Source organism: Clostridium sp. NSJ-49 (assembly GCF_014287725.1).
GTDB classification, from domain to species: Bacteria; Bacillota; Clostridia; order Clostridiales; family Clostridiaceae; genus Clostridium; species Clostridium disporicum_B.
The window spans coordinates 91128-113268 of sequence record NZ_JACOOP010000004.1; the positions used below are offsets into that span (position 1 = coordinate 91128).

Annotated in this window: 20 protein-coding genes and 1 other annotated feature; of the genes, 3 read left to right on the forward strand and 17 right to left on the reverse strand. The window is 28.6% G+C overall.

What is annotated here, in order from left to right; all coding sequences use genetic code 11:
* Positions 1-114: 114 nt before the first annotated feature.
* The 8 genes from H8S10_RS02360 to H8S10_RS02395 all read right to left on the reverse strand — a co-directional run bounded on the left by H8S10_RS02360 (position 115) and on the right by H8S10_RS02395 (position 9353).
* Positions 115-2289, reverse strand: a complete 2175-nt coding sequence (locus H8S10_RS02360) for a HAMP domain-containing sensor histidine kinase (protein ID WP_186837820.1) — start codon at positions 2287-2289, stop codon at positions 115-117.
* Positions 2264-2968, reverse strand: a complete 705-nt coding sequence (locus H8S10_RS02365) for a response regulator transcription factor (RefSeq protein WP_186837821.1) — start codon at positions 2966-2968, stop codon at positions 2264-2266. The genes H8S10_RS02360 and H8S10_RS02365 overlap by 26 nt, the downstream gene beginning before the upstream one ends.
* A gap of 216 nt (positions 2969-3184) precedes the next feature.
* On the reverse strand, positions 3185-3694 hold the full coding sequence (locus H8S10_RS02370; protein WP_055264170.1) for a DedA family protein: 510 nt from the start codon (positions 3692-3694) through the stop codon (positions 3185-3187).
* Positions 3695-3841: 147 nt separating this feature from the next.
* The gene (locus tag H8S10_RS02375; protein WP_186837822.1) at positions 3842-4618 is read right to left on the reverse strand and encodes an ABC transporter ATP-binding protein; all 777 of its coding nucleotides are present in this window, start codon (positions 4616-4618) and stop codon (positions 3842-3844) included.
* Complete coding sequence (locus H8S10_RS02380; RefSeq protein WP_186837823.1) at positions 4618-5610, reverse strand: iron ABC transporter permease; 993 nt, start codon at positions 5608-5610, stop codon at positions 4618-4620. The genes H8S10_RS02375 and H8S10_RS02380 overlap by 1 nt, the downstream gene beginning before the upstream one ends.
* A 2-nt stretch (positions 5611-5612) precedes the next feature.
* On the reverse strand, positions 5613-6530 hold the full coding sequence (gene isdE / locus H8S10_RS02385) for a heme ABC transporter substrate-binding protein IsdE (protein ID WP_186837824.1): 918 nt from the start codon (positions 6528-6530) through the stop codon (positions 5613-5615).
* 21 nt (positions 6531-6551) lie between these two features.
* Complete coding sequence (locus H8S10_RS02390; RefSeq protein ID WP_186837825.1) at positions 6552-7205, reverse strand: NEAT domain-containing protein; 654 nt, start codon at positions 7203-7205, stop codon at positions 6552-6554.
* 72 nt (positions 7206-7277) lie between these two features.
* Positions 7278-9353, reverse strand: a complete 2076-nt coding sequence (locus H8S10_RS02395; RefSeq protein WP_186837826.1) for an NEAT domain-containing protein — start codon at positions 9351-9353, stop codon at positions 7278-7280.
* A 206-nt stretch (positions 9354-9559) separates the two neighbouring features.
* On the opposite strand from H8S10_RS02395, the gene H8S10_RS02400 reads away from it, so the two are divergent.
* Positions 9560-10297 (forward strand): AraC family transcriptional regulator, encoded by a 738-nt coding sequence (locus tag H8S10_RS02400; RefSeq protein ID WP_084758946.1) that lies wholly within the window; start codon positions 9560-9562, stop codon positions 10295-10297.
* A 265-nt stretch (positions 10298-10562) separates the two neighbouring features.
* Here the strand turns inward: H8S10_RS02400 and H8S10_RS02405 are convergent, their stop codons facing one another.
* The 7 genes from H8S10_RS02405 to H8S10_RS02435 all read right to left on the reverse strand — a co-directional run bounded on the left by H8S10_RS02405 (position 10563) and on the right by H8S10_RS02435 (position 18198).
* Positions 10563-11948: a 6-phospho-beta-glucosidase gene (locus H8S10_RS02405; protein WP_186837827.1), complete on the reverse strand. Its 1386-nt coding sequence runs from the start codon at positions 11946-11948 to the stop codon at positions 10563-10565.
* Positions 11949-11969: 21 nt separating this feature from the next.
* Positions 11970-13061 (reverse strand): MupG family TIM beta-alpha barrel fold protein, encoded by a 1092-nt coding sequence (locus H8S10_RS02410; protein ID WP_186837828.1) that lies wholly within the window; start codon positions 13059-13061, stop codon positions 11970-11972.
* 78 nt (positions 13062-13139) lie between these two features.
* A complete protein-coding gene (locus H8S10_RS02415) occupies positions 13140-14474 on the reverse strand; it encodes a PTS transporter subunit EIIC (protein ID WP_186837829.1) in 1335 nt (444 codons plus the stop codon).
* A gap of 141 nt (positions 14475-14615) precedes the next feature.
* Positions 14616-14915 carry a PTS sugar transporter subunit IIA gene (locus H8S10_RS02420; RefSeq protein WP_186837830.1) on the reverse strand — a complete coding sequence of 100 codons (300 nt, stop codon included), beginning with the start codon at positions 14913-14915 and terminating at the stop codon, positions 14616-14618.
* A gap of 152 nt (positions 14916-15067) precedes the next feature.
* The gene (locus H8S10_RS02425) at positions 15068-16531 is read right to left on the reverse strand and encodes a PRD domain-containing protein (RefSeq protein ID WP_186837831.1); all 1464 of its coding nucleotides are present in this window, start codon (positions 16529-16531) and stop codon (positions 15068-15070) included.
* Positions 16532-16552: 21 nt separating this feature from the next.
* The gene (locus H8S10_RS02430) at positions 16553-17719 is read right to left on the reverse strand and encodes an aminotransferase class I/II-fold pyridoxal phosphate-dependent enzyme (RefSeq protein WP_186837832.1); all 1167 of its coding nucleotides are present in this window, start codon (positions 17717-17719) and stop codon (positions 16553-16555) included.
* A complete protein-coding gene (locus H8S10_RS02435) occupies positions 17716-18198 on the reverse strand; it encodes an Lrp/AsnC family transcriptional regulator (protein WP_186837833.1) in 483 nt (160 codons plus the stop codon). The genes H8S10_RS02430 and H8S10_RS02435 overlap by 4 nt, the downstream gene beginning before the upstream one ends.
* Positions 18199-18365: 167 nt before the next feature.
* Positions 18366-18616: a binding site (T-box leader), on the reverse strand.
* 195 nt (positions 18617-18811) lie between these two features.
* Here H8S10_RS02435 and H8S10_RS02440 point away from each other — a divergent pair.
* The gene (locus H8S10_RS02440) at positions 18812-19462 is read left to right on the forward strand and encodes an HAD family phosphatase (RefSeq protein ID WP_186837834.1); all 651 of its coding nucleotides are present in this window, start codon (positions 18812-18814) and stop codon (positions 19460-19462) included.
* A 220-nt stretch (positions 19463-19682) separates the two neighbouring features.
* Here H8S10_RS02440 and H8S10_RS02445 read toward each other — a convergent pair whose 3' ends face one another.
* On the reverse strand, positions 19683-20501 hold the full coding sequence (locus tag H8S10_RS02445; RefSeq protein WP_186837835.1) for a MerR family transcriptional regulator: 819 nt from the start codon (positions 20499-20501) through the stop codon (positions 19683-19685).
* 109 nt (positions 20502-20610) lie between these two features.
* On the reverse strand, positions 20611-21915 hold the full coding sequence (locus H8S10_RS02450) for an MATE family efflux transporter (RefSeq protein WP_186837836.1): 1305 nt from the start codon (positions 21913-21915) through the stop codon (positions 20611-20613).
* Between the two features lie 124 nt (positions 21916-22039).
* Here H8S10_RS02450 and H8S10_RS02455 point away from each other — a divergent pair.
* Positions 22040-22141, forward strand: a 102-nt coding sequence (locus H8S10_RS02455; RefSeq protein ID WP_347707662.1) for an IS1 family transposase, incomplete at its 3' end; no start/stop codon positions are given.

Genomic DNA, 22141 nt, shown 5'->3' on the forward strand with positions numbered 1-22141 from the left:
ATAACGATATCATTTCATTTTAAGTAATATTCATAAAAAACTTGAATGTATTTCTATATTGTATTAATAAAAAATGCGCGTATCTATAATTTTATGATACACGCATTTTTATTATTAAGATATCTTATTAAATTTTATACTAACCTTAAATAAGTCGCCGTCTACACTTATGTTAAAGCTTCCACCTTGAAGCTCTACAAAGCTCTTTGCTATAGCAAGACCTAATCCTGATCCTTCAGTATTTCTAGATTCATCTCCACGAACAAATCTTTCTGCTATAGTTTCTACATTAAAGTTAATTTCCTCCGCTGCCATATTTTTAAGAACAATTTCTACATAAGTATCATTTTCAAATATATCAATATATACTCTTGTTCCTCTCATAGCATACTTAGTCATATTTATTACTAAATTTTCAAATACTCTAAATGTACGCTGACTATCAAGAGGTAAGATTACTTTTCCTTCTGGAAAGTTATTTCTGACTGTTAATCCTGCTTCAAGAAGCTTATCATCTAATTCAAGTATAGTCTGCTTCATCAGTGATACTACATCAACATTTTCTATATTTAAAGTTATATTTCCACTGCTTGCCTTACTCATTTCAAATAAATCTTCTATAAGAGCTTGAAGTCTTTGAGCTTTTTTATCTAAGGTATCTAAATATTGTCTACGTTTTTCTTCTTCTAGATTTTCATCCTTTAAAAGATCGGTATAAGTTATTATAGCTGTTAAAGGAGTTTTTAAATCATGAGATACATTAGATATAAGGTCAGTCTTCATCTTCTGACTCTTAACTTCTTCATCTACAGCCTTTTTAAATCCTGATTGAATCTTTTCTAAATCTTCTTTAAAAGGCTCAAATAATCCTAAATCCTCTTCAATAGTTACATCCAGTTTTCCTTCAGCAATTTTATTTGTAGCTTTCTTTAGTATCTTATACTTCTCACTTATTTTATCAACATATTTTCTTATTACAAAGAACAATGTTACCGAGTAAAGTATCACTACAGGTATTCCAAATAACCATATTGATGTTATACCTATTAATATTGCAGCATTTATTAAAACAACTTTAATTATAAGTTTACTATTATTATCACTTAAATCTATACTAGTTACAGCATCTAAAGTTTTTCTGATATATCTAACGATTAATGTAATAACTCTACCAACTATAGTTCTTCTCTTAGAGTATTCCTTTATTCCAATATTAAAAATATACTTTATAACTAATATAGCAAAAAATACAACGCCAAAACATATAAACCAATTTACAAAGTTAAGGAACCATATTGTATTATTAGATAATGTAATTCCATTTACAAAGAATCCAAATAAATACTCTAAATTTCCTTCTAAAGTTGGTTTTACAATATATCTAGGAGATACAGCCATAAGCATTGCTGCAAATGTACATATTACTATCCATATTTCAAACGGTATTTTTGATAATCCATTGAATAGGGCCATTTTTTTAGCCTTTTTAATTGGGAATATTAATGCAGCTAGCAATATAACTGCCGAAATTATCATTACTGCTGTAGTACCAGCCATTTCATATCCTATCATATTTGAATCTTTTATTCCCCAAGATATCGAATCATCATAAATTAATGACTTAGGCACTGCATACACAAAAGACATGTTTTTAATAGGCTTCATTGTAATATCATAATATCCATCTAAGTCACTTAAATTTTCTTTTAAGATATATTCAAAATTTTGCTTATCTGCACCTTTAATATCTGATACAGTCAGAACTCCATTTTCATCAAAATTCAAAAGTACAAAAAACTGAAATTGCTCCTTATCTAATGAAGATATATCCATATTCTTCTCTTTGATAGTTATGCCTTCACCTATATTAGTTTTCTTTATATCATTTTCTTTATCGTATGAATAATATAGTAAATTTCTATAGATTTCATTTATATTCCTACTCCACCTGCTAAACCTTGAATTAAATCCATTAGCATACGAATCTTCATAATACTCTTCATCATTACTGTATATATTGTTACCAAAATCCAACAAACTCTCTGCTGGATTAAGATTCCCACCTGCTTTTTCTGATAATGAATTAAAATAATTTACATAGCTTGTTTCTGCTATAATGTCTGCAAATCTATAATCATCAAAATAATTATCTCTTATATTTTGTGCATTCCTATCTATTATAGGGTATGATTTACACATCGCTATTGCTGCCATTGATATAATTAATATAGCTACTATAGTAGCAATTATCCCTTTGCTAGTATTATTGTTTTTCAATTTTGTATCCAACTCCCCACACCACCTTCAAATATTTTGGATTTTTCGGATTAACTTCAATCTTTTCTCTTATTTTTCTTACATGAACCATTATTGTATCAGTATTTATAGCCTGCTCATTCCAAACTCTTTCATATATTTCCTCTGCTGAAAACACTCTTCCTGGATTTTTCATAAGCAAAGCTAATATTTTAAATTCAATTGGAGTGAGTTTCACAGCTTTTTCATCTACTGTTACCTCTTTAGTCTCAATATTTAATTCAAGACCTCCGACTGAATATATATTTTCATTTATCTCTTTATTGCTTACCATATTTAGAAATTTAGAATATCTTCTAAGTTGTGAATTAACTCTAGCTAAAAGTTCTAATGGTCTAAATGGCTTTGTTACATAATCATCAGCACCTATATTTAATCCCATTATCTTATCTACCTCTTCTGATTTCGCTGATAACATTATTACAGGAAAATCATATTTCTCTCTAAGCTTCATAACAAAAGTTATCCCATCCATCCTTGGCATCATTACATCTACTATAGCGAGATGTATAGTTTCTTTCTCTAGAACTTCTAATCCCTCTATTCCGTTATTAGCTATAAAAACTTTATATCCTTGATTTGTTAAATAAGCCTCTATCGCTACTGCTATATCATTTTCATCTTCAACTACTAAAACACTATATAAATCCATCTTAATACCTCTTTCTATAAGTGAGTCATGAAATCTTAACCTTAGCAAAAACAAACTACGTTTATGAATATAAGTAACTATTTTTCCTATTCTTACTCACTAAATTCTTTTATTATATACTAACATGGAAAGTATTATTTTCCATAATTCATTTTCTTATTTTCTCTTGTTCTAAACTACCTTTTATATAGACTGATTATTTAATGATATTTCTATTTAAGATAATATCTTTATAACCCCATCCCCTAATATATATCCAGAACATATAAGAGTTGAATCCCATATTAAAATTCCTATAGCAGAATATGCAGTATATTTAAGAAAATTAAGTTTCAGTACCCCTGCTGGTACAGGTATTATAGTTCTTGCCATTGGAATCATTCTGCTTATCATCACTCCAACATTCCCTTTTCTTCTTAAGTATTCTAGTTTTTCATCTATATATTCACTTTGCTTTGGAAACCTCTTTGTATACTTATCTAGTATATAATTTCCTCCATAAAAACCTATAAAATATAATATCCAGCTTGCTAATAATGATGCTATTACTGATAGTATCACTATAAAAATAATATTTTCATTATGCTTAGATGCCCAAAGACCTACTATCGGCATTATTACACCTGCTGGAAACCCTGGCATATTTAAATTTTCTAAGAATATTATCAAAAATATAACTATAGTTCCATATTGAGTTATATTATTCATAATACTGTTCCCATCCATATTTTCTCCATCCCCCTTTCTTTACTATACTTCAATGATATCTTTTAAAAGTTAAGAAGAAGCTAATACATTTCTAAAGAAATTCTTAAGATTAAAAAAACGGCTAATTTAGAATTAACCGTTTTTTATTATATTTATATTTAATTATTAGGCTTCTAGCTTTAATGGCACAAAGAAAGTTTCATCATTAGTCTCATTTATAAATCCACCTATATTATATACCTTATTTAGCATATCCATAGTTATAACCTTCTTAGCATTACCTTCATTTATTATCTTACCATTTTTCATTATTATAATATTATGACTATACTTAAGAGCCTGATTAATATCATGAAGAACCATAACTACTGTTAATTCTTCTTCTCTATTTAACTCTTCTACAAGTTCTAATATTTCTATCTGATGATAAATATCTAAATATGTAGTTGGTTCATCTAAAAATAATATTTTACTCTTTTGAGCTAAAGCCATAGCTATGAAGGCTCTTTGTCTCTCTCCACCTGACATACTCATAACTGTCTTATCTTTTAAATTAGTAAGCCCAGTTTTTTCAAGTGCCCATTCTACTATATCTTCATCACTTTCATTATTTCCTTGGAAATACTTTTTATGAGGTATTCTCCCATAAGATACTAATTCTTTTACAGTAATATCTCCTGGTACTGTATTTTGCTGATGTACTGTTGCAATTTCCCTTGCGATATTTTTATATTTAAGTTTTTTTATAGACTTTCCATTTATTATAACATCTCCAGATGTAGGTTTATTAAGTCCTGTAAAAATACTTAATAATGTAGATTTACCGCTTCCATTAGGTCCTAATATAGTAGTTATCTTACCTTTTTCAATTTCAACATTTAAGTTTTCTATAAGTTTTTTATCTTTTTCATAAGAGAACTCTAGATTTTTTACTTTTATCATTACTTTAAGTCACTCCTTCTTAAAAGATATAAGAAGAATGGTGCTCCAAAAATACATGTTACTACACCAACTGGGATTTCATTAGGTCTCATGGCCATTCTTCCAACTGTATCCGCAAATAATACTAATAATGCACCGATAATCCCACTGCAAGGAATAAGATATTTATGGTCAGAACCTATTATCATTCTGCATATATGTGGAACTACTAATCCTACGAAAGATATTACCCCAGCTATAGCAGTTGATATACCTGCTAAAAATACAGCTACTGCAGTAACTACAATCATATATACATCTGCATTAAATCCTAAACTCTTAGCATTCTTGCTTCCTAAAGCTAATACATTACATATTTTACTTAACATAAATGCTGCAGCAATTCCTACTACTGAATATATAGCTAATACATATACATTACTCCAATTTACAGTAGCAAGACTTCCCATCATCCATTTTTGAATATTGCTTGAACCTAATCCTGCACTTACTGTAATCATAGATGAGAAACCACCTAATAATGCATTGCAAGCTGCTCCTGCTAAAACTATTCTTATAGGAGAAAGTCCTTTTTTATATGCCATAAAATAAACTAAACCACATGATACTAATCCTCCTAAAAAACCAAATATAGGTCTTGAATTAGTAACTCCAGGCATGAATACCATTAAAAATACAGTTACTAAGCATGCACCTGTAGATATACCTGTTATATATGGGTCTGCTAATGGGTTTCTTATTACTGACTGTAATAGTACACCTGAAATAGCTAAGTTAGCTCCAACAAGAACAGCTATTATAACTCTAGGCATTCTTAAATCTTTTATTATTCCTATATTACCATCTGTTTGCCCTGTGAATAATCCTTTTATAAGCTCACCAAATGTAATATTTATACTTCCTAATTTTAATGAGATTAATATACCTGCTACTAATATTATAAGAGCAACAGCTATAAATAATCCTCTAAATTTTTTATCTAAAGTTTTCATAATTACTCTCCATTACCGTGGACTATATCACTTAAAATATCTAATCCTTCTATAACTTTAAGATTTGCACTCATTCCAAAATATGAAGTGTCTAAGTATACAACATCACCATTTCTTACAGCTTCAATGTTTTGCCATGCAGCATCAGTTGCCATTTCTTTTTCTAATGCAGCTTGTGTTTCTTCTGGAAGGGCATGTACCATTACTAAAATCTTATCTGGATTAAGCATTGATAAATCTTCTTTATTATAAGTAGTAAATGACGTACTGTTATCAGCTATTATATTTTTACCTCCAACCATTTCAACTAAGCTACCAACATAAGATTTTGATGTTGCAATCATAGTTGATCCTGGTGCTGCAAATAAAACTAATATTTCAGGACTTTCTAATTCTGCTGATTTTTCAGCAACTTCTTTTTCCTTAGCTTCTAAGTTTGCTAATAAACTTTCAGCTTCTGCTTCTTTATCAAATCTTTTTCCTAAAGTATTTATTGCTTCTTTTAATCCATTTAAACTTTCTAAAGATACGAATTCACTTGGTATGTTATTTTGAGTAAAAAGTTCCATATAATCTGACCCTAAAGTATCAACTGAAACTACAACTGTAGGATTTAAAGATTTAATAATTTCTAAATCTGGGCTCATAGGGCTTCCAACCTCTACTGCACCTTTTGTGCTTTCAGGAAGCTCATATGATGTTTGAGGAATTCCAGAAACCTTTACCCCTAAAGCATCTAAAATTTCTGTAACTGCAACAGATGTTGCTATAACTACTTCTTCGCTATCAGCTTCCACAGCTACTTCTCCACCATTAGCTTCAACTACAACATTTTCTTCAGCAGCTTTAGAACCACAGCTAATTAAACCTAAAGACATAATTCCAGCTGCTATTATTGACATAATTCTTTTATATTTCATAATAAATAACCTTCCTAACTACTATTTCTTTTTCTTAGCCTTAATTACTAAAACTGCAACTATACCTGCTATAACTACAACTGCTACTCCACCAGCTACAGCCATAGTTTTATAATTTTCTGAAGCTCCTGATGTTGCATCTACTTCTGTAACAACTTCTTCTATTAAATCTTCTGCAACTACTTCTTCTATAATCTCTTCTGCTTCTTCTATAGCTTCAATTAAAGTTAAAGTTTCCATCTTAGGAATTACCTTAAACTGTACATCTCTTCCCATTGGTGCTACATAAATTAAAGCATCCATATCTGCATCTACTTTATCTACTTCAACTTTAAGTTTAACTATACCTTCTTCAGTTACCTCATCTACTATTTCAATTGCAGTATCTTCACCATTAACTAACATTCTGTAGTTTTCCATATAGTCACTTCCTGAGAAACCTATAGTATAAACTATTCCATCCTTAGTCACTTCTACTTCCATAGTAGGTAGTAAGTAACTTCTTGACATTGCCATCCCTGTTTCTGATTCGTGATAAACCTCATTTTCAACTTCATAAATACCACTTGCTATGTCAGCATCTACTGCATATGCACTCTTAGTTCCCATAGTGAAAAATAACCCTAAAATCATTACAGCTGTTAATATACACTTAAATTTATTTAATATTTTCATCTCTATTTCTCCTTTATAGCAAATATGAGGTAAATAAATAGTATTCCTATTTTATTTACCCCGTACATTATTTTATTTTTTCTTTTTAGTTAAAACTGCACCTGCAGATGTCATTAGTAACCCTAATCCTGCTACTACTGCTGAACTTGTTGCAGCTCCTGTATTTGGTAATGTTTCTATTGTGTATTCCTTAATGAAAGTTAATGTATCAGTTAATAATTCAACACCAAATTCAACATCTCTTTGCATTGGTACAACATACATTTTTACCTTTATAGAATCATTTAAGCTTCCAACTGCAAATCTAACATAAGTTTCATCACCACTTGTACTCTTGCTTACGCTTACCTTGCTTCCATTTACATAGATTTCATGATTTTGCATGAATTCTGCCCCTGTAAATGTTAGAGTAACATAGTATTGTCCTTCAACTTCTTCAACTCTTGAAGTAGAACTTAAGTACATTCTTGCCATAGCTACTCCTGTTTCACTTTCATGAGTAACGTTATTTTGAATAGAATACAACTTTCTAACTATTATTTGTGGTTCTTCTTCTTTTTCAGTTTCTTCTGTTGTTCCTGAAGTTTGTCCACCTTGTGTAGTTCCTCCAGTTGTACCACCAGTCGTTCCTCCAGTAGTACCATTAGTTGTACCACCTTGTGTAGTTCCACCTGTTGTTCCTTCATCATCATTCTCAACTTCAACTAAAGTATCTTGTAATACTTTAAGACCAAATGAAATTCTTCTTCCACCCATAGCATTAATTTTAGTAGATATTTCTATTGAATCATCTAAGCTATCTAATTCAAAGCTTAATCCAGCTAGAGTTGTTCTTACCTCTTTAGTTTCAACTTCTTTACCATTTACATAAACTATAACATCGCTCATTTGCGCTGCACCAAATTCAGTAAAGTTTATAGTTACACGGTATTTTTCACCTATCTTTTCTATCTTCATATCTTCTGATAATGCTTGTCTAGCCATTGCCTTACCAGCTTCGCTATCAGAAACTATTTCATTTTTACCTGTATAAGTTTTATCTGTTTGATTTTCTTCAGTAGATCCTGAACCTGTACCTTCTGAAGGCTTTTGAGTTGCTCCTGTACTTCCATCAATGTCTCCGTTTCCAGAATTATCATTGTCAGGTGTTTCTGGAGTCTCCGGAGTCTCTGGAGTCTCTGGAGTTTCTACTGTATCATCTTCTACCTTTACTAATTCTCCCTTATGTAATATCTCCATATCTACTGTGTGCATTCCACCTGGAGCGATAAATTCAGGGATAAATTCATTATAATAAGTTAGGTTAACTTTAATTCTTGAATTTAATACATCTGTTGATTCGATTTCAAAACTTATTTCTTCCTCATTTGCTATAAATTCTACTTCTTCTCCATCTATAGTAATAGAATTTATTGTTCTTACTGTATCAGTTTCTAATTCTAAATTAGTATATTTAAGAGTTACAGTTATCTTTCCATCTTCTACTGTCACAATAGATGTTGTATCTATATAATCTCTAATTCCGCTATCTTCAGTACTTCCTACTTTAAACGCATCATTTTCTATTTTATAAGTTCCATTTTCTAAAGTATTAACTTCTTCTTTATCATCTTCAACCTTTGATAATTCTCCAATGTGTAATATCTCCATATCTACTGTATGCATTCCACCTGGTGCAATAAATTCAGGGATAAATTCATTGTAATAAGTTAGGTTAACAGTAATTCTTGATGTTAATACATCTTTTGATTCAATTTCAAAACTTATTTCTTCTTCATTTGCATTAAATTCTACTTCTTCTCCATCTATAGTAATAGAATTAATTGTTCTTACTGTATCAGTTTCTAATTCTAAATCAGTATATTTAAGAGTTAAAGTTATCTTTCCACCTTCTACTGTTACAATAGATGTTGTATCTATATAATCTCTAATTCCGCTATTATCAGTAGTTCCTACTTTATATGCACCATTTTCTATTACATAAGTTCCATCCCCTAAAACTTCTGGTGCAGTAGTTGACGCCTTAGTCACAGTATCTACATTATTTAAAGTTGATGCACTAGCTGTTATAGTTTGTCCACTAGCACTTAAAACCATAGCTCCTAAAACAAAAGTAGCAATAATTTTTTCTATCTTTTTCTTTAACATAATTACTTCCCCCTATAAAAACATATTTATTTGACATTCTTTAATTTATATTTCATAATAATTGATATTGATTCTCACTCTCTGCAATTATAATAACATATATTTTTTAATATGTTTTAACGATATTTATATTTTTTTTAAATATATTTTGTTAGTGTTATAAATTTTAAATAATAGTATATCTCAACTAAAAAGGCGGTCTAATTATGAATACTTATAATGTATTAAATGATTTTTTTACTTGCTTATCACTACCAACTTTAGTTTTAAATAACAGCTTTAAAATTGTTCATTCACATAAATATAATGCTGAATTAAAAAATAGCTTTTATACATCCAAAGCAATTGATATTTTAAAAAATAGTCTTTCATATTCGAATCCAATTGCTATAAATATACCTAATAATATTTCATATTCAGCTATTGCTTTTTATCATTATGACAATATGCCTGCATATATCTTGATAGGTCCTTATATTATCCAAGATAATAAAAATACTAAAGTTAACACTTGTGATTCTAGTATATTAACTATAAATAAATCTCTATTAGATGATGTTATAAACCTATATTCAAATCTAATAGTAAATAAATATAAAACTACGACTCCAAACGGAACTCTTTCTCCCTTTGTAAAAAGAGCTATTGAATATATAGAAAAAAATTATAGTAAAGAAATTTCTATAGATGACCTTTGCTCAGAACTTAATATAAATAAATGCTATTTCTGCTGTGTCTTTAAAAATGAAACTGGTCAAACATTTATAAATTATTTAAATAATTATAAAGTAGAAAAAAGCAAAGAACTCCTTGCTAACACGGATTATTCTTTGCTCGATATAGCTTTATCTGTGGGATTTAATAATCAAAGCTACTATAGTACAGTTTTTAAAAAATTGACCAACCAAACTCCTATTAAATATAGAGAAAGTTTAAAAGAGTAACTCCTCTTGTTATTTTAAATCATTCACCCGTAATCGGGTGATTATGATTTAAAATAAAATAAAAAGATGCTTTGAACCACTTCAAAACATCTTTAAATAAAATCTAATTATACAATTAACCATCATGGAATAGTAGATAAATGGACCGTAGATAAATTTGTATAATAACAACTCTATCTACTATCCTATTATTTCCAATATATGTTTGATAAGAATCGTTTTATAACTCATACATTTTAATTTATATTAATAGCTCTCCATTTGATTATAATACTTTCTTGTACCAATAGAAGCTTTTTTTCTTCCTTCTCTCTAACGTTCCATTTCCATAATCATCTTTATCTACATATATAAATCCATATCTCTTTTTTAACTCTCCTGTTGATGCACTTACTATATCTATAGGTCCCCAAGAAGTATATCCAATTACATCAACTCCATCTGATATAGCTTCCTTAAGAGCGTTTATATGTTCCCTTAAGTATCCTATTCTATAATCATCATTTATTTCTCCATTTTCATCTATAGTATCTATAGCCCCTAGCCCATTTTCCACTATAAATATTGGTTTTTGATAACGATCATATAAAGTGTTAAGAGAATATCTTAATCCCACAGGATCTATTTGCCATCCCCACTCAGAGGCTTCTAAATATGGATTCTTTAACATTTTAAATATATTCCCATTAGCCATTTCTTTATCTTCTTTATTAGAACTAGCCACTCTACTCATATAATAACTTATACCTATATAATCTACAGTGTTTTCTTTTATTAAAGGTAAGTCATCTTCTTCTAATTTTATATTAATATTATTTTCTCTAAAGAATCTCTTTATATAAGAAGGATAATATCCTCTTACTAGCACGTCTGTAAAGAATAAAGTTTTTCTATCCATCTCTAATGCTTCCATTGAATCTAGAGGTCTACAAGCCATAGGATATATGCATCCATAATTAATCATACATCCAATTTGCGAATCTTTATTTATTTCATGACAAAGTTTAGTCACCTTAGCATTTGCTACAAATTGATTGTGTATTGATTGATATATTATTTCTCTCCTATTATCTCCATCTTCAAATGCTATTCCTCCACCAATAAATGTCATATGAAGGATAGTGTTCATTTCATTAAATGTCAACCAATATTTAACCTTATCCTTATACCTTTCAAAAACCACTTTTGCATACTTTTCAAAAAACCCTATTAGCTTTCTATTTTTCCATCCACCATATTTATCAACTAGATTCAAAGGCATCTCATAGTGAGATAAAGTTACTACAGGTTCTATATTATATTTTAATAGTTCATTAAATACATCATCATAGAATCTTAGTCCCTCTTCATTTGGAGATTCATCATCACCATTTGGGAATATTCTAGTCCAAGCTATGGACATTCTTAAACACTTAAATCCCATTTCGGCAAATAACTTTATATCCTCTTTATATCTATGATAAAAATCTATAGCTTCATGAGATGGAAACTTTCCATTAGGAGGATTTATTACTTCACTAATCATCCCCCCTGGCAAAACATCAGCTACTGATAAACCTTTTCCATCCTCTAAATAAGCTCCCTCACATTGATTGGCAGAAAGTGCTCCCCCCCAAAGAAACCCCTCTTTAAATACATTCCCTGCACACATAAAAACTTTCCTCCTAAGCTATTAATTAATTTCTAACTTAAATCTATTTCCACCAACTATATATTGTAATAAAACTTTATACTCATCAGCTACTGTTCCAATATAATTTCTTCTATTGTCTACTTCTAACTCTTTTAAAGCTATTAGTAATTCACCTTTATATAATTTATAATTATCATTATTAAGTAAAATAGCTCCGTTATTAACTTTAAACTTTTCACTAGTTTTACTTTCTATAGCTTTATCTTTCAACTCTTTTCTACTATTAAAGTTTCTTATAACGTAATCACTATAATCCCATCTATTTTGAAGTATTTTTCCTATAAAACTCTTTTCTATTTCATCTAATTCGTCATTAAAATTAACTCTTAATGTAATTACATCTCTGTCTAGGTTTGCTAGTCTCTCTAATTCTTCATCACTGGCAAAAGCATTTCCTATTATTACATCATCTACACCTAAAGCATAAAGTTCTTGTGCTTGTACTTCTATCGGTAAGTATCTATGTGACTCTATTGTGCATAATCCATCATTTATTGGCCATGGACCTAACTTCCCACCTTCAATTGAAGTTACAAAAGCCGCAGTATTCAAACCTAAATCTTTATGTCTTTTATGATTTGATATAAAGCACTCCTTAGATAATCCTGTAAACTCCTCTGGATAAAAATTGTGGCACGTAACTAATTTATCTTTTCTACATTTTAAATCAACTATGCTATTTATATAGCCTGTATCGAAAGATCCATTAACTTCAACTTCTAATCCTCGCTTATTAAATGTCATGAAGCTCTCATAAAATCCATTAAATACAGAATCTAGTCTTAAACCGGTAGCACCTAACTCTACAAAGAAGTCATAATTCATAGGATTAACTTCTATTTTCTTTAAAACTTCTGGATTTACATCTATAAAAACTTTCATTCCAAGTTCTTTTGCTCTATTAAGTAATAACTTATAATTATTTACTTGCTTTAAAGCCTTTTCCTTATTATCATCTAATTCTAACATTGAAGTAAATAATCTCTTATATCCCAACGCTACAGCTTTTTCTATATATTTCATATTGTCTTCTACTGAACTAACTAATGGATAAATACTAATTCCTAACATTTATTTTCCTCCTTAAAGTTATTAAGAAGTAGGAAATTCCCACTTCTTAATTTTTGTACTACATATTTATTTTAAAACTTAATTTACTCCTGCTTTTTGAGCTGCTAACAATTCCTTTTCTTCTTGTCTTTCTATTAACTTAAGGAATGGAATATACATTAAGACAACTATTATAATATTTACTATTGATAATGCTGCACCTGTCCAATGCATTCCTGTTGCTAAGAATCCATTTATTATAGGTGGAGTTGTCCATGGTACATTTGCTACAACTGGGTGAACTAATCCAAAATCTATTGCTAAATATGAAATACAACTTATTATTGCTGGTCCAAATACAAATGGTATAAATAACATTGGATTTAATACTATTGGAAATCCAAATATTAAAGGTTCATTTATATTAAATATTCCAGTAGGTCCGGCTAAAGATAATAATACCTTATGTCTTCTTCTATTAGTTATAAACATTGCAATTAAAAGTGCTATCGTACAAGCTGATCCACCCATATAAACGAATGAATATAAGAACTGATTTGTTAGTACATTATATTGTGACCAATCTGTTACTCCTTGAGCATATAACTCAATATTTTGCATACCTGGTTGAACTAATACAGCTCCTATAATAGGTCCAACTATATTATTTCCATGTATTCCAAAGAACCAAAGGAACGCTATAATAAATGGTACTAATACAGCTGTTGCTAAATTTCCTGTTAACCCTTGTAATGGAGCAGAGATAAACTTATTTATTAACTCATTAAATGATTGTCCTCCAAATACATTGCTTATTATATACGCTAATGAAGAAAAAATTATAACTGTTAAAATAACAGGGAATAATTTTGAGAAAGAGTCACTTACTGCTGGTGGTACAACATCCGGCATTTTAACTTTTAAAGCCTTTAACTTACTAAACCCATGCAATATTGATACTGATGCAATTGCTACTATAATGCATGAGAATAAAGAATCAGCACTAAAGTTTGTATACTTAATAAATCCAAATGCTGGTATAGTATTTTCTCCAGCAGGTACATTTGTCATCCATGGAATAAGAATTATGTATGATGCTAAAGATACTCCAATACCTTCTAAACCTCTATGTCCAAATAATCCCCATAGTGATTGTCCAATTGTCCCACATACAAGTAACCCATACATAGCAAGACATCCCCACCAAATATTTTGACAAATATTCCATATAACTTGTCCAACTTGAGTATTGTTAATAAAATTTTGATATGCTTCGATTTGTAAGTTTTGTACTAATGATGCTAATGATGCTACTATGATTATGCCTACTAAACTTATCATCCCTGCTGATATTGCTCTAATATAAATATTTTGACCTATCTTGTTTGCTGTAGGCATAACCTTCCTATCCATAAAATCTACAAATTTATTCATTATTATTCCTCCCCCTAATTAATTTCTGAGCACATCTTAATTTTAAACATTTACAATTGTAAATTGTAACTTTATTTTTCCTATAGCACTTAGGAAAAATTTTATATACGTTAAATTATATAAATAAAAAGATGCTCTGATTTAATTCAGAACATCTTTTAAATATAATTCAATTAGCAACCTTTTTAAATCACACATATTTTTACAGTTCCTAAGTTTCTCATTGAAATCAGCTTTCTCAGCTAATTCTAATATATATGTAATAATTACATTTATTTCATTTATATTATGTGACTTATCAAGAATAGCAACTATAATCTTTACTTTATCATCAACCCATGTTATAGAGTTTTTAAGCTTTATTATAGCCATTTTATCACTTTCTACATTATCATCTAGCTTATAAAATAAACCTATTCCATTTTTTAAAGATATTATCATAGGTATTCTTTTAGAAATATCAACATTAAATATATTTGCTATCTCTTTAATTATTTTCTCTTGAGAAGTTTCTTGTTCAATACTAAGAAATATCTCGTCACTAAAATAGTAATCAAATAAGCTTTCAATCTTCTCTTCAATTACTCGTGATCTTATCTTATCTTATCTATTTCGCCTATTACTCTATTTCTTTCAACTATATCGAATGTCTTTCTTATTTCCATATAATCATCAATAGTAAATTTAACATCTTCTTTAGATGTAGTAATTATAAGATCAAATTTGCCTTTTATATCTGTCCTATCTATTTCTGTTAAATAACATACTTTTTTAAACTTAACACCATCATATGCTATATTTTTCTTTATCTCATTATAGATGTAATTTAGGTTGGCTCTTCCATCTGAAACAACTAATAATACATTTATATCTCGTATACACCTTAAGCTTTCTAGCTCTTCATACACTATAGTTGATAAATATGCTACAATATATGACAATTCATTAAAATCAAATTTAATAGATTCATTTCTACTTATATCTGCTACTAATTTATTAGCAAATTCAAATAACAAAGGATATTTATTTTTTAAATTTTCTCTAAGAGGGTTATATATCTTAATTCCCAACTTTATTCTTTTAATTGCAATAATAATATGAAGTATCATATCATTAAAAAACTCACTATCTTTAACTAAGTTAATATTGAACTTTTTGGCAATTTTTAAAATTTTATCTCTATATAAATTATACTCCTCATCACTCATATCATTTCTTATATAATCTTCAATAACATGCATTGTGTGAAGCATATTCAAATAATATGCTATATTTAACATACATTCTTCATTTACCTTTATCAAAAATTCCTCTTCTATAAATTCTGATATCTTCCTAGAAATATTTATATTTTTCTCTTCAATATTTTTACTATCAAAATTAGAAATTATATCCTCTCTACATTCAACAACTAAAGCTATAAATATAGTTACTTTAGTAAGCATTAAATACCTAGAATTATATTTTCCATCTTTCAGTATATACGCTATAGAATTATATAAGTACTTTAAATCTATATCTTTAAAATATTTTTGCATATCATTTATCTGTAAATTTACAAATTTATATTTTGCAAACTCATACAAAAGCATATATCTTTCTGATAATTCACAATTTAAATTTAATAAATCCCCATTTTTTACTATAGAAATATAGTCTATTCCAATTCTAAAAAAAACTCTTTTTATTTTTATAATATCATTTTGTAAAGTAGACTCCGATATAAATAACTCTTCAGCTAAATCAAATAAGTTTATACCATCTTTAAAAACTATTAATTTTTTTACAATATAAACCCATCTTTCTATTGTAGTTAATACTCCAATATCAGTAATATAATCTGTATTACTCTCTTTACCAAAATCATTATATCTATATCCTTTTCCTTTAACTGATATAATAATATCTTTTTCATAAAACCTATTTATAGAAATAATATCATTTCTTATTGTTCTATCTGTTACATCTAATAATTTAGCAAGGTCACTACCTTTAACCCATTCATTTGTATCTCTCAAATATTTTACAACATTCTTATGTCGTTCTATTAATCCCATTTAATCACCTTAGTAATTGATTTATTTAAATTTATTTATGAATCTATCAATTCTCTTTAGAGCTTCTACTATATTTTCCATAGAAGATGCATAACAACATCTTATAAATCCTTCTCCACATTCCCCAAAGGCATTTCCTGGCACAGCTAGTACCTTTTCTTCCATAAGTAACATCTCGCAGAACTCATCTGAAGTCATTCCGGTAGATTTAATACATGGAAATACATAAAGTGCTCCCATTGGTTCGAAGCAATCTAATCCCATCTTTCTAAAGCCATTAACCATAACTCTTCTTCTTCTGTTATATTCTTTTGCCATATGTCTTACATCATCATCACCATTTTTTAATGCTTCTATTGCTGCAAACTGTGCAGTTGTCGGTGAACACATTATTCCATATTGATGTATCTTCTTCATAGCATCTAATATAATAGGATGAGCGCAAGCATATCCCAATCTCCATCCAGTCATTGCATAAGCTTTAGAAAATCCATTTATGACTATAGTTTTTTCCTTAACCTCTGGGAAGCTCGCAATAGATACATGTGGCTTGTCATATGATAATTCTGAATATATCTCATCAGAAAGTATTATTACATTTTTATTTTTTAAAACTTCAACTATTCCTGCTAACTCCTCTTTAGTCATAATTGCTCCTGTAGGATTATTAGGAAATGGAATTATAACAACTTTGGTCTTATCTGTTATTGCATCCTCTAATTGTTTTGGAGTAAGTTTAAAATCATCTTCAGCTTTTAAATCAATAATCTTTGCTGTAGCTCCTGTAAAGGCTGTACATCCTTTATAAGCTACGAAACTTGGCTCTGGAATAATTACTTCATCTCCAGGACCTACTAAAGCTCTTAGTGCAAGATCTATACCTTCACTTCCACCAACTGTTACTAATATTTCATCTTTAGGATTATATTTTAAGTCGTATTTTCTATCTAAATACTTAGCTATTTCTTCTCTTAATTCTATAAATCCAGCATTTGCTGAATAATGAGTTTCTCCCATCTCTAAAGAATATATACCAGCCTCTCTAACATTCCAAGGGGTAACAAAGTCTGGCTCTCCTACCCCTAAAGATATTACATCTTCCATCTCATTTATTAAGTCAAAATATTTTCTAATTCCTGATGGAGGCATATTTTTAACATCATCTCTAATCATATTTTCTAATATCATATAAATATAGCCTCCCTTGTATCAACTTTCTTTTCTTTAAATATAGTTCCATGATCTTTATATTTCTTTAAAACAAAGTGTGTTGCTGTTCCATTAACAAACTCTTGTACTGCAAGTTTATCTGATACAAACATAGCAACTTCCTTCATTGTCTTTCCTTCTATTATTACAGTTAAGTCAAATCCACCTGAAGACATTAAATAACATGCCTTAACTTGAGGGAATTTATATATTCTTTCTGCAACCTTATCAAAGCCTACTCCTCTTTGTGGTGTAATCTTAACTTCAATTAATGCTGTTACAGTTTCCTTACCTGTATTCTCCCAATTAATTAATGTTGTATATCCTGCAATTATGCTCTTTTCTTCATAATCTCTTATTACTTCTCTTACTTCTTCAACAGTTTTTCCTGCCATTACAGCTATCTCTTCATCAGTATATCTACTGTTTTGTTCTAAAATTTCTAAAATTTCTTCCATATAAACTATTCCTCCCCATATTAATTAATAATTAATAGTTTTAATTTAATAATTAAATATGAAAATTCTATAACTTTTCTTTAATTATTTTTAAAATACAAGCAAGAATTCTTCATAAATTATTAATTGTTAATTTTTCATTATAAATAAAAAAAGCCTCATCCCTAGAAAGGGACGAAGCTAAAAATTTCGCGGTACCACCCTAATAAGTAAAAAAATTTACTCACTCAGTAGGAATACATCAGCATTCCATTCCTTATAACGTTAGGATATCCGGCTTTACCTACATTAAGATAACTCTTAGTTCTCAGCAAGCAATTCAAAGGCTGCTTCTAAAAAGTATTATTACTAAGTCTCACCATCCCTTAGCTCTCTATAAATAATATCTTTAAATACTCTTCCTCATCATAATCTTTTCACATATTAAAATTTGCATTTTCAGTTAATCTTACAAATATTATCTATCATAAATAATATTTAGTCAATAAAAAATATTTCAATTAAAGTCAATTTCAAATTTTCAAATTTAGAAAATGCGTAATATATTCTTTAATTTTTAAAACTAATAAGATAATATAATACTATGATTACGCTTAGAAGGGATGGACACAAAATGATGAATATAGAACTAGTTATATTTGATATGGATGGATTAATGTTTGATACCGAAACTGTTTCTAGAGAAGCTTGGAAAATTGCTGGTGAAAAAGTAAATATGCCTGTAGATGATGAACTTTTTTCAGAATTTTTAGGTACAAACAGTAAATATATCACTAATCTTCTAATTAACAAATTCGGTGAAAAAAGTCCTTATAAAGAGCTTATTTCTGAAAGAAATATTATGGCTGATAAACTTATTGATATGAATGGTTTAAGAGTAAAAAAAGGATTAAAAGAATTACTTGCTTATCTAAAAGAAAATAATATCAAAAGAGCTGTTGCGACTTCTACATCAAGAGCTAGGGCATTAAAACTATTAACTCTTGGTGGAGTAGTTAATGAGTTTGATTATATAATTTGTGGTGATGAAGTAACTAAATCAAAGCCAGATCCTGAAATATTCTTAAAAGTAGCGGAAAAGCTTAATGTTTTTCCTGAAAACTGTATAGTTCTTGAAGATTCAAGATTTGGTGTGTATGCTGCTAAAAATGCTGGAATGTATCCAATTATGGTACCAGACTTATTAACACCAGATGAAGAACTATTAGGGATGATTTATAAAAAGGCAGATGATTTAGGACAAGTTATAGAACTACTTAAATAAAGTGCCGAACACTTTAGTGAAAAGTTTGACTTCGTCAAAAGAGAAAGGGTCACTAACATAGCAAGGGAAATATTACCTTTAGTAATAATAAAAAGTCTTCTCAATAGTACCTTTCACTTTAACTTAAGTTAGCTTTTCACTGCTATGCTATAGCCATTTCACTTCGACAAAGTCGATCTTTCACCTGTGAGCTTCGTGGACAATTTATTTCAGTCATTAATTAAAGAACTTCTATTTGAAGCTTTCCTAAAGACTTCTCTCTTCCATCATTACCTACTCTAGTCATAGCATATATTTCATAGAAATCACCTTTTACTTTAATATTATTTTCTCGTATATAATTCATAATTTTCGTATAATACTTTTTAGTATCCTTATAATCATCATCAAAATTTATAGTTAAATATTTTCCTTTTGGAATTATAAACTTCTCTTTCTCATTTATACTTATCATATCAGTAAAGCTTAACATCATTGCTTTATATATAGTTTTATCATCTCTTCTAAAATCATTAAATGATGTTACAAAAGCTAATTCTTTATTGAAATTATTATATTTTCTTTCTGCATCTGCTAATGCTTTACTTAGGTTTATTTCAAATTCTACAGTAAATCTATTTGTGTTATTATACTTTATAAATTCCCTTTTAGGATATTCCTTTATAAATATTACGTTTATGCCTTCCTCTAATGATTCATTAATTCTTTTTTCTAAAAAAGATATATTATTTTTTATGGTATTTAATTCGTTTATTTTTTTATCTATTATATCTTTTTGTTTTTTCATTATATCCAATATAGAATCTAATGATGTGTAGTTATGAATTATATCTTTTATTTCATCTAAAGATAATCCCATAGATTTACATTGCTTTATAAGATCAATTATTACAAAATCTTTTGATGAATAATATCTATAACCAGTTTCTTTATTTATATAAGAAGGTGTTAATAATCCAATCTTATCATAATGTCTTAATGTTTGAACTGAAACATTATGAATTTTTGCTATTTCTCCTATGGAAAATTTTGATTCCATAAATTTACCTCCCTACAAATCTTTATTTTATGAGAAATGACAAATAGCAAATTTAGTTTTCAACTTATTTGCTATTTGTCATTAAAATTCTTTTTAATATTATATATCTCTATGCAGCTAACATTTCAGCTGTAGATTCCTCTATATTTGTTTTTAATCTCATTGTTATATATGTAGCAGTTTCAGCTACTATAGCTGCTGCCCAAATTCCATTTATACCGAATAACTTTGATAATACAAATATACTTATCGGTAAATAAGCTACTGATCTCAATATACATACTACATTTGAATACTTTGGTTTTTCTATAGCTTGATAGTAAACTAAAGTATTTAAATTTAATCCTACTGCAAAGTAACTAAATATATTTATCTTTATTGCATTAAATGCTATATTTGCCAGACTATTATCATTAGTAAAAATATTAATTAAGTTAAGTCCAAATAAATATATTATAACAGTAAATACTGTAGTTACTAAAATAATTGATTTACATGTTATCTTATAAAATCCTAACATTTTTTCCGAATTTTTTCTACCATAATTATAGCTTATAAGTGGTTGTACTCCTAGAGTTATTCCATAAAGCACCATATACACATTAGTTGTTAGATAATTCATTATACTATAAGCAGATATACCAATCTCTCCAACAAGCTTAACAATAGCTATATTGTGTAATAAAACTATTACTGAGTAACTAGCTTGTGCAAAAAATGATGGAAATCCTATTGTACAAAATTCTTTTATTTTCTCTTTTTCTATTTTAACATTTCCAAAAGATAAATATCCTTTTTTCATTAAGAAATGAGGTAATAAAATCGCAACAGTTACGATTTGTCCTAGACCTGTAGCTATTGCTGCTCCTTTTATTCCCATTCCTAGTGGAAAAATGAACACATAATCTAATATAACATTTGTAATCGCACCACTAATAGTAGAAATCATAGCAAGCTTTGGTCTTCCATCATTTCTTACAAAGCTATTTAAAACTATTCCCACTAAGTTTGGAATACAGAAAAGTGCATAAAATCTTAAATATTCTACAGCCATAGGTTTTAAGTTTTCTGTTGCACCTAAAACTGTTACTATTTGATTAGTAAAAATAATACAAAATAAACTTATTCCAATACTTATTATAAATAAGAACTTAAATACTTGTCTAAAAATATTAACAGCTTTATCTATCTTTTTAGCTCCAATATTTTTAGATACTAAAGACCCTCCTCCAATAGCAAACATATTAGCAATACCAAATAACATTACAGTAAAAGGTAATACTATATTAACTGCTGCTAAAGCTAAAGAACCAACACCTTGTCCTACAAATATTCCATCAATTACAGTATATAAAGCCGAAGTAAACATTGCTAATGCTGATGGAATAGCATATTTTAAAAACTCTTTAGTCATAATTACCCCCATATTTTAAATTTCGATCTGTTAAGTTATATGAACATTGCTCTTCTCAGCCCAAGGAAATACAATAGGTTTGCGATACTAAATAATACCCCCCTTCGAAAAGGAGAGAAGAACAATGAGCAAAACTAATATAAAATGCCCACGCTGTAATTCTGATAAACTATACAAGTTTGGTATGAATAAGCAGGCTAAACAAAAGTATCAATGTAAGCAGTGT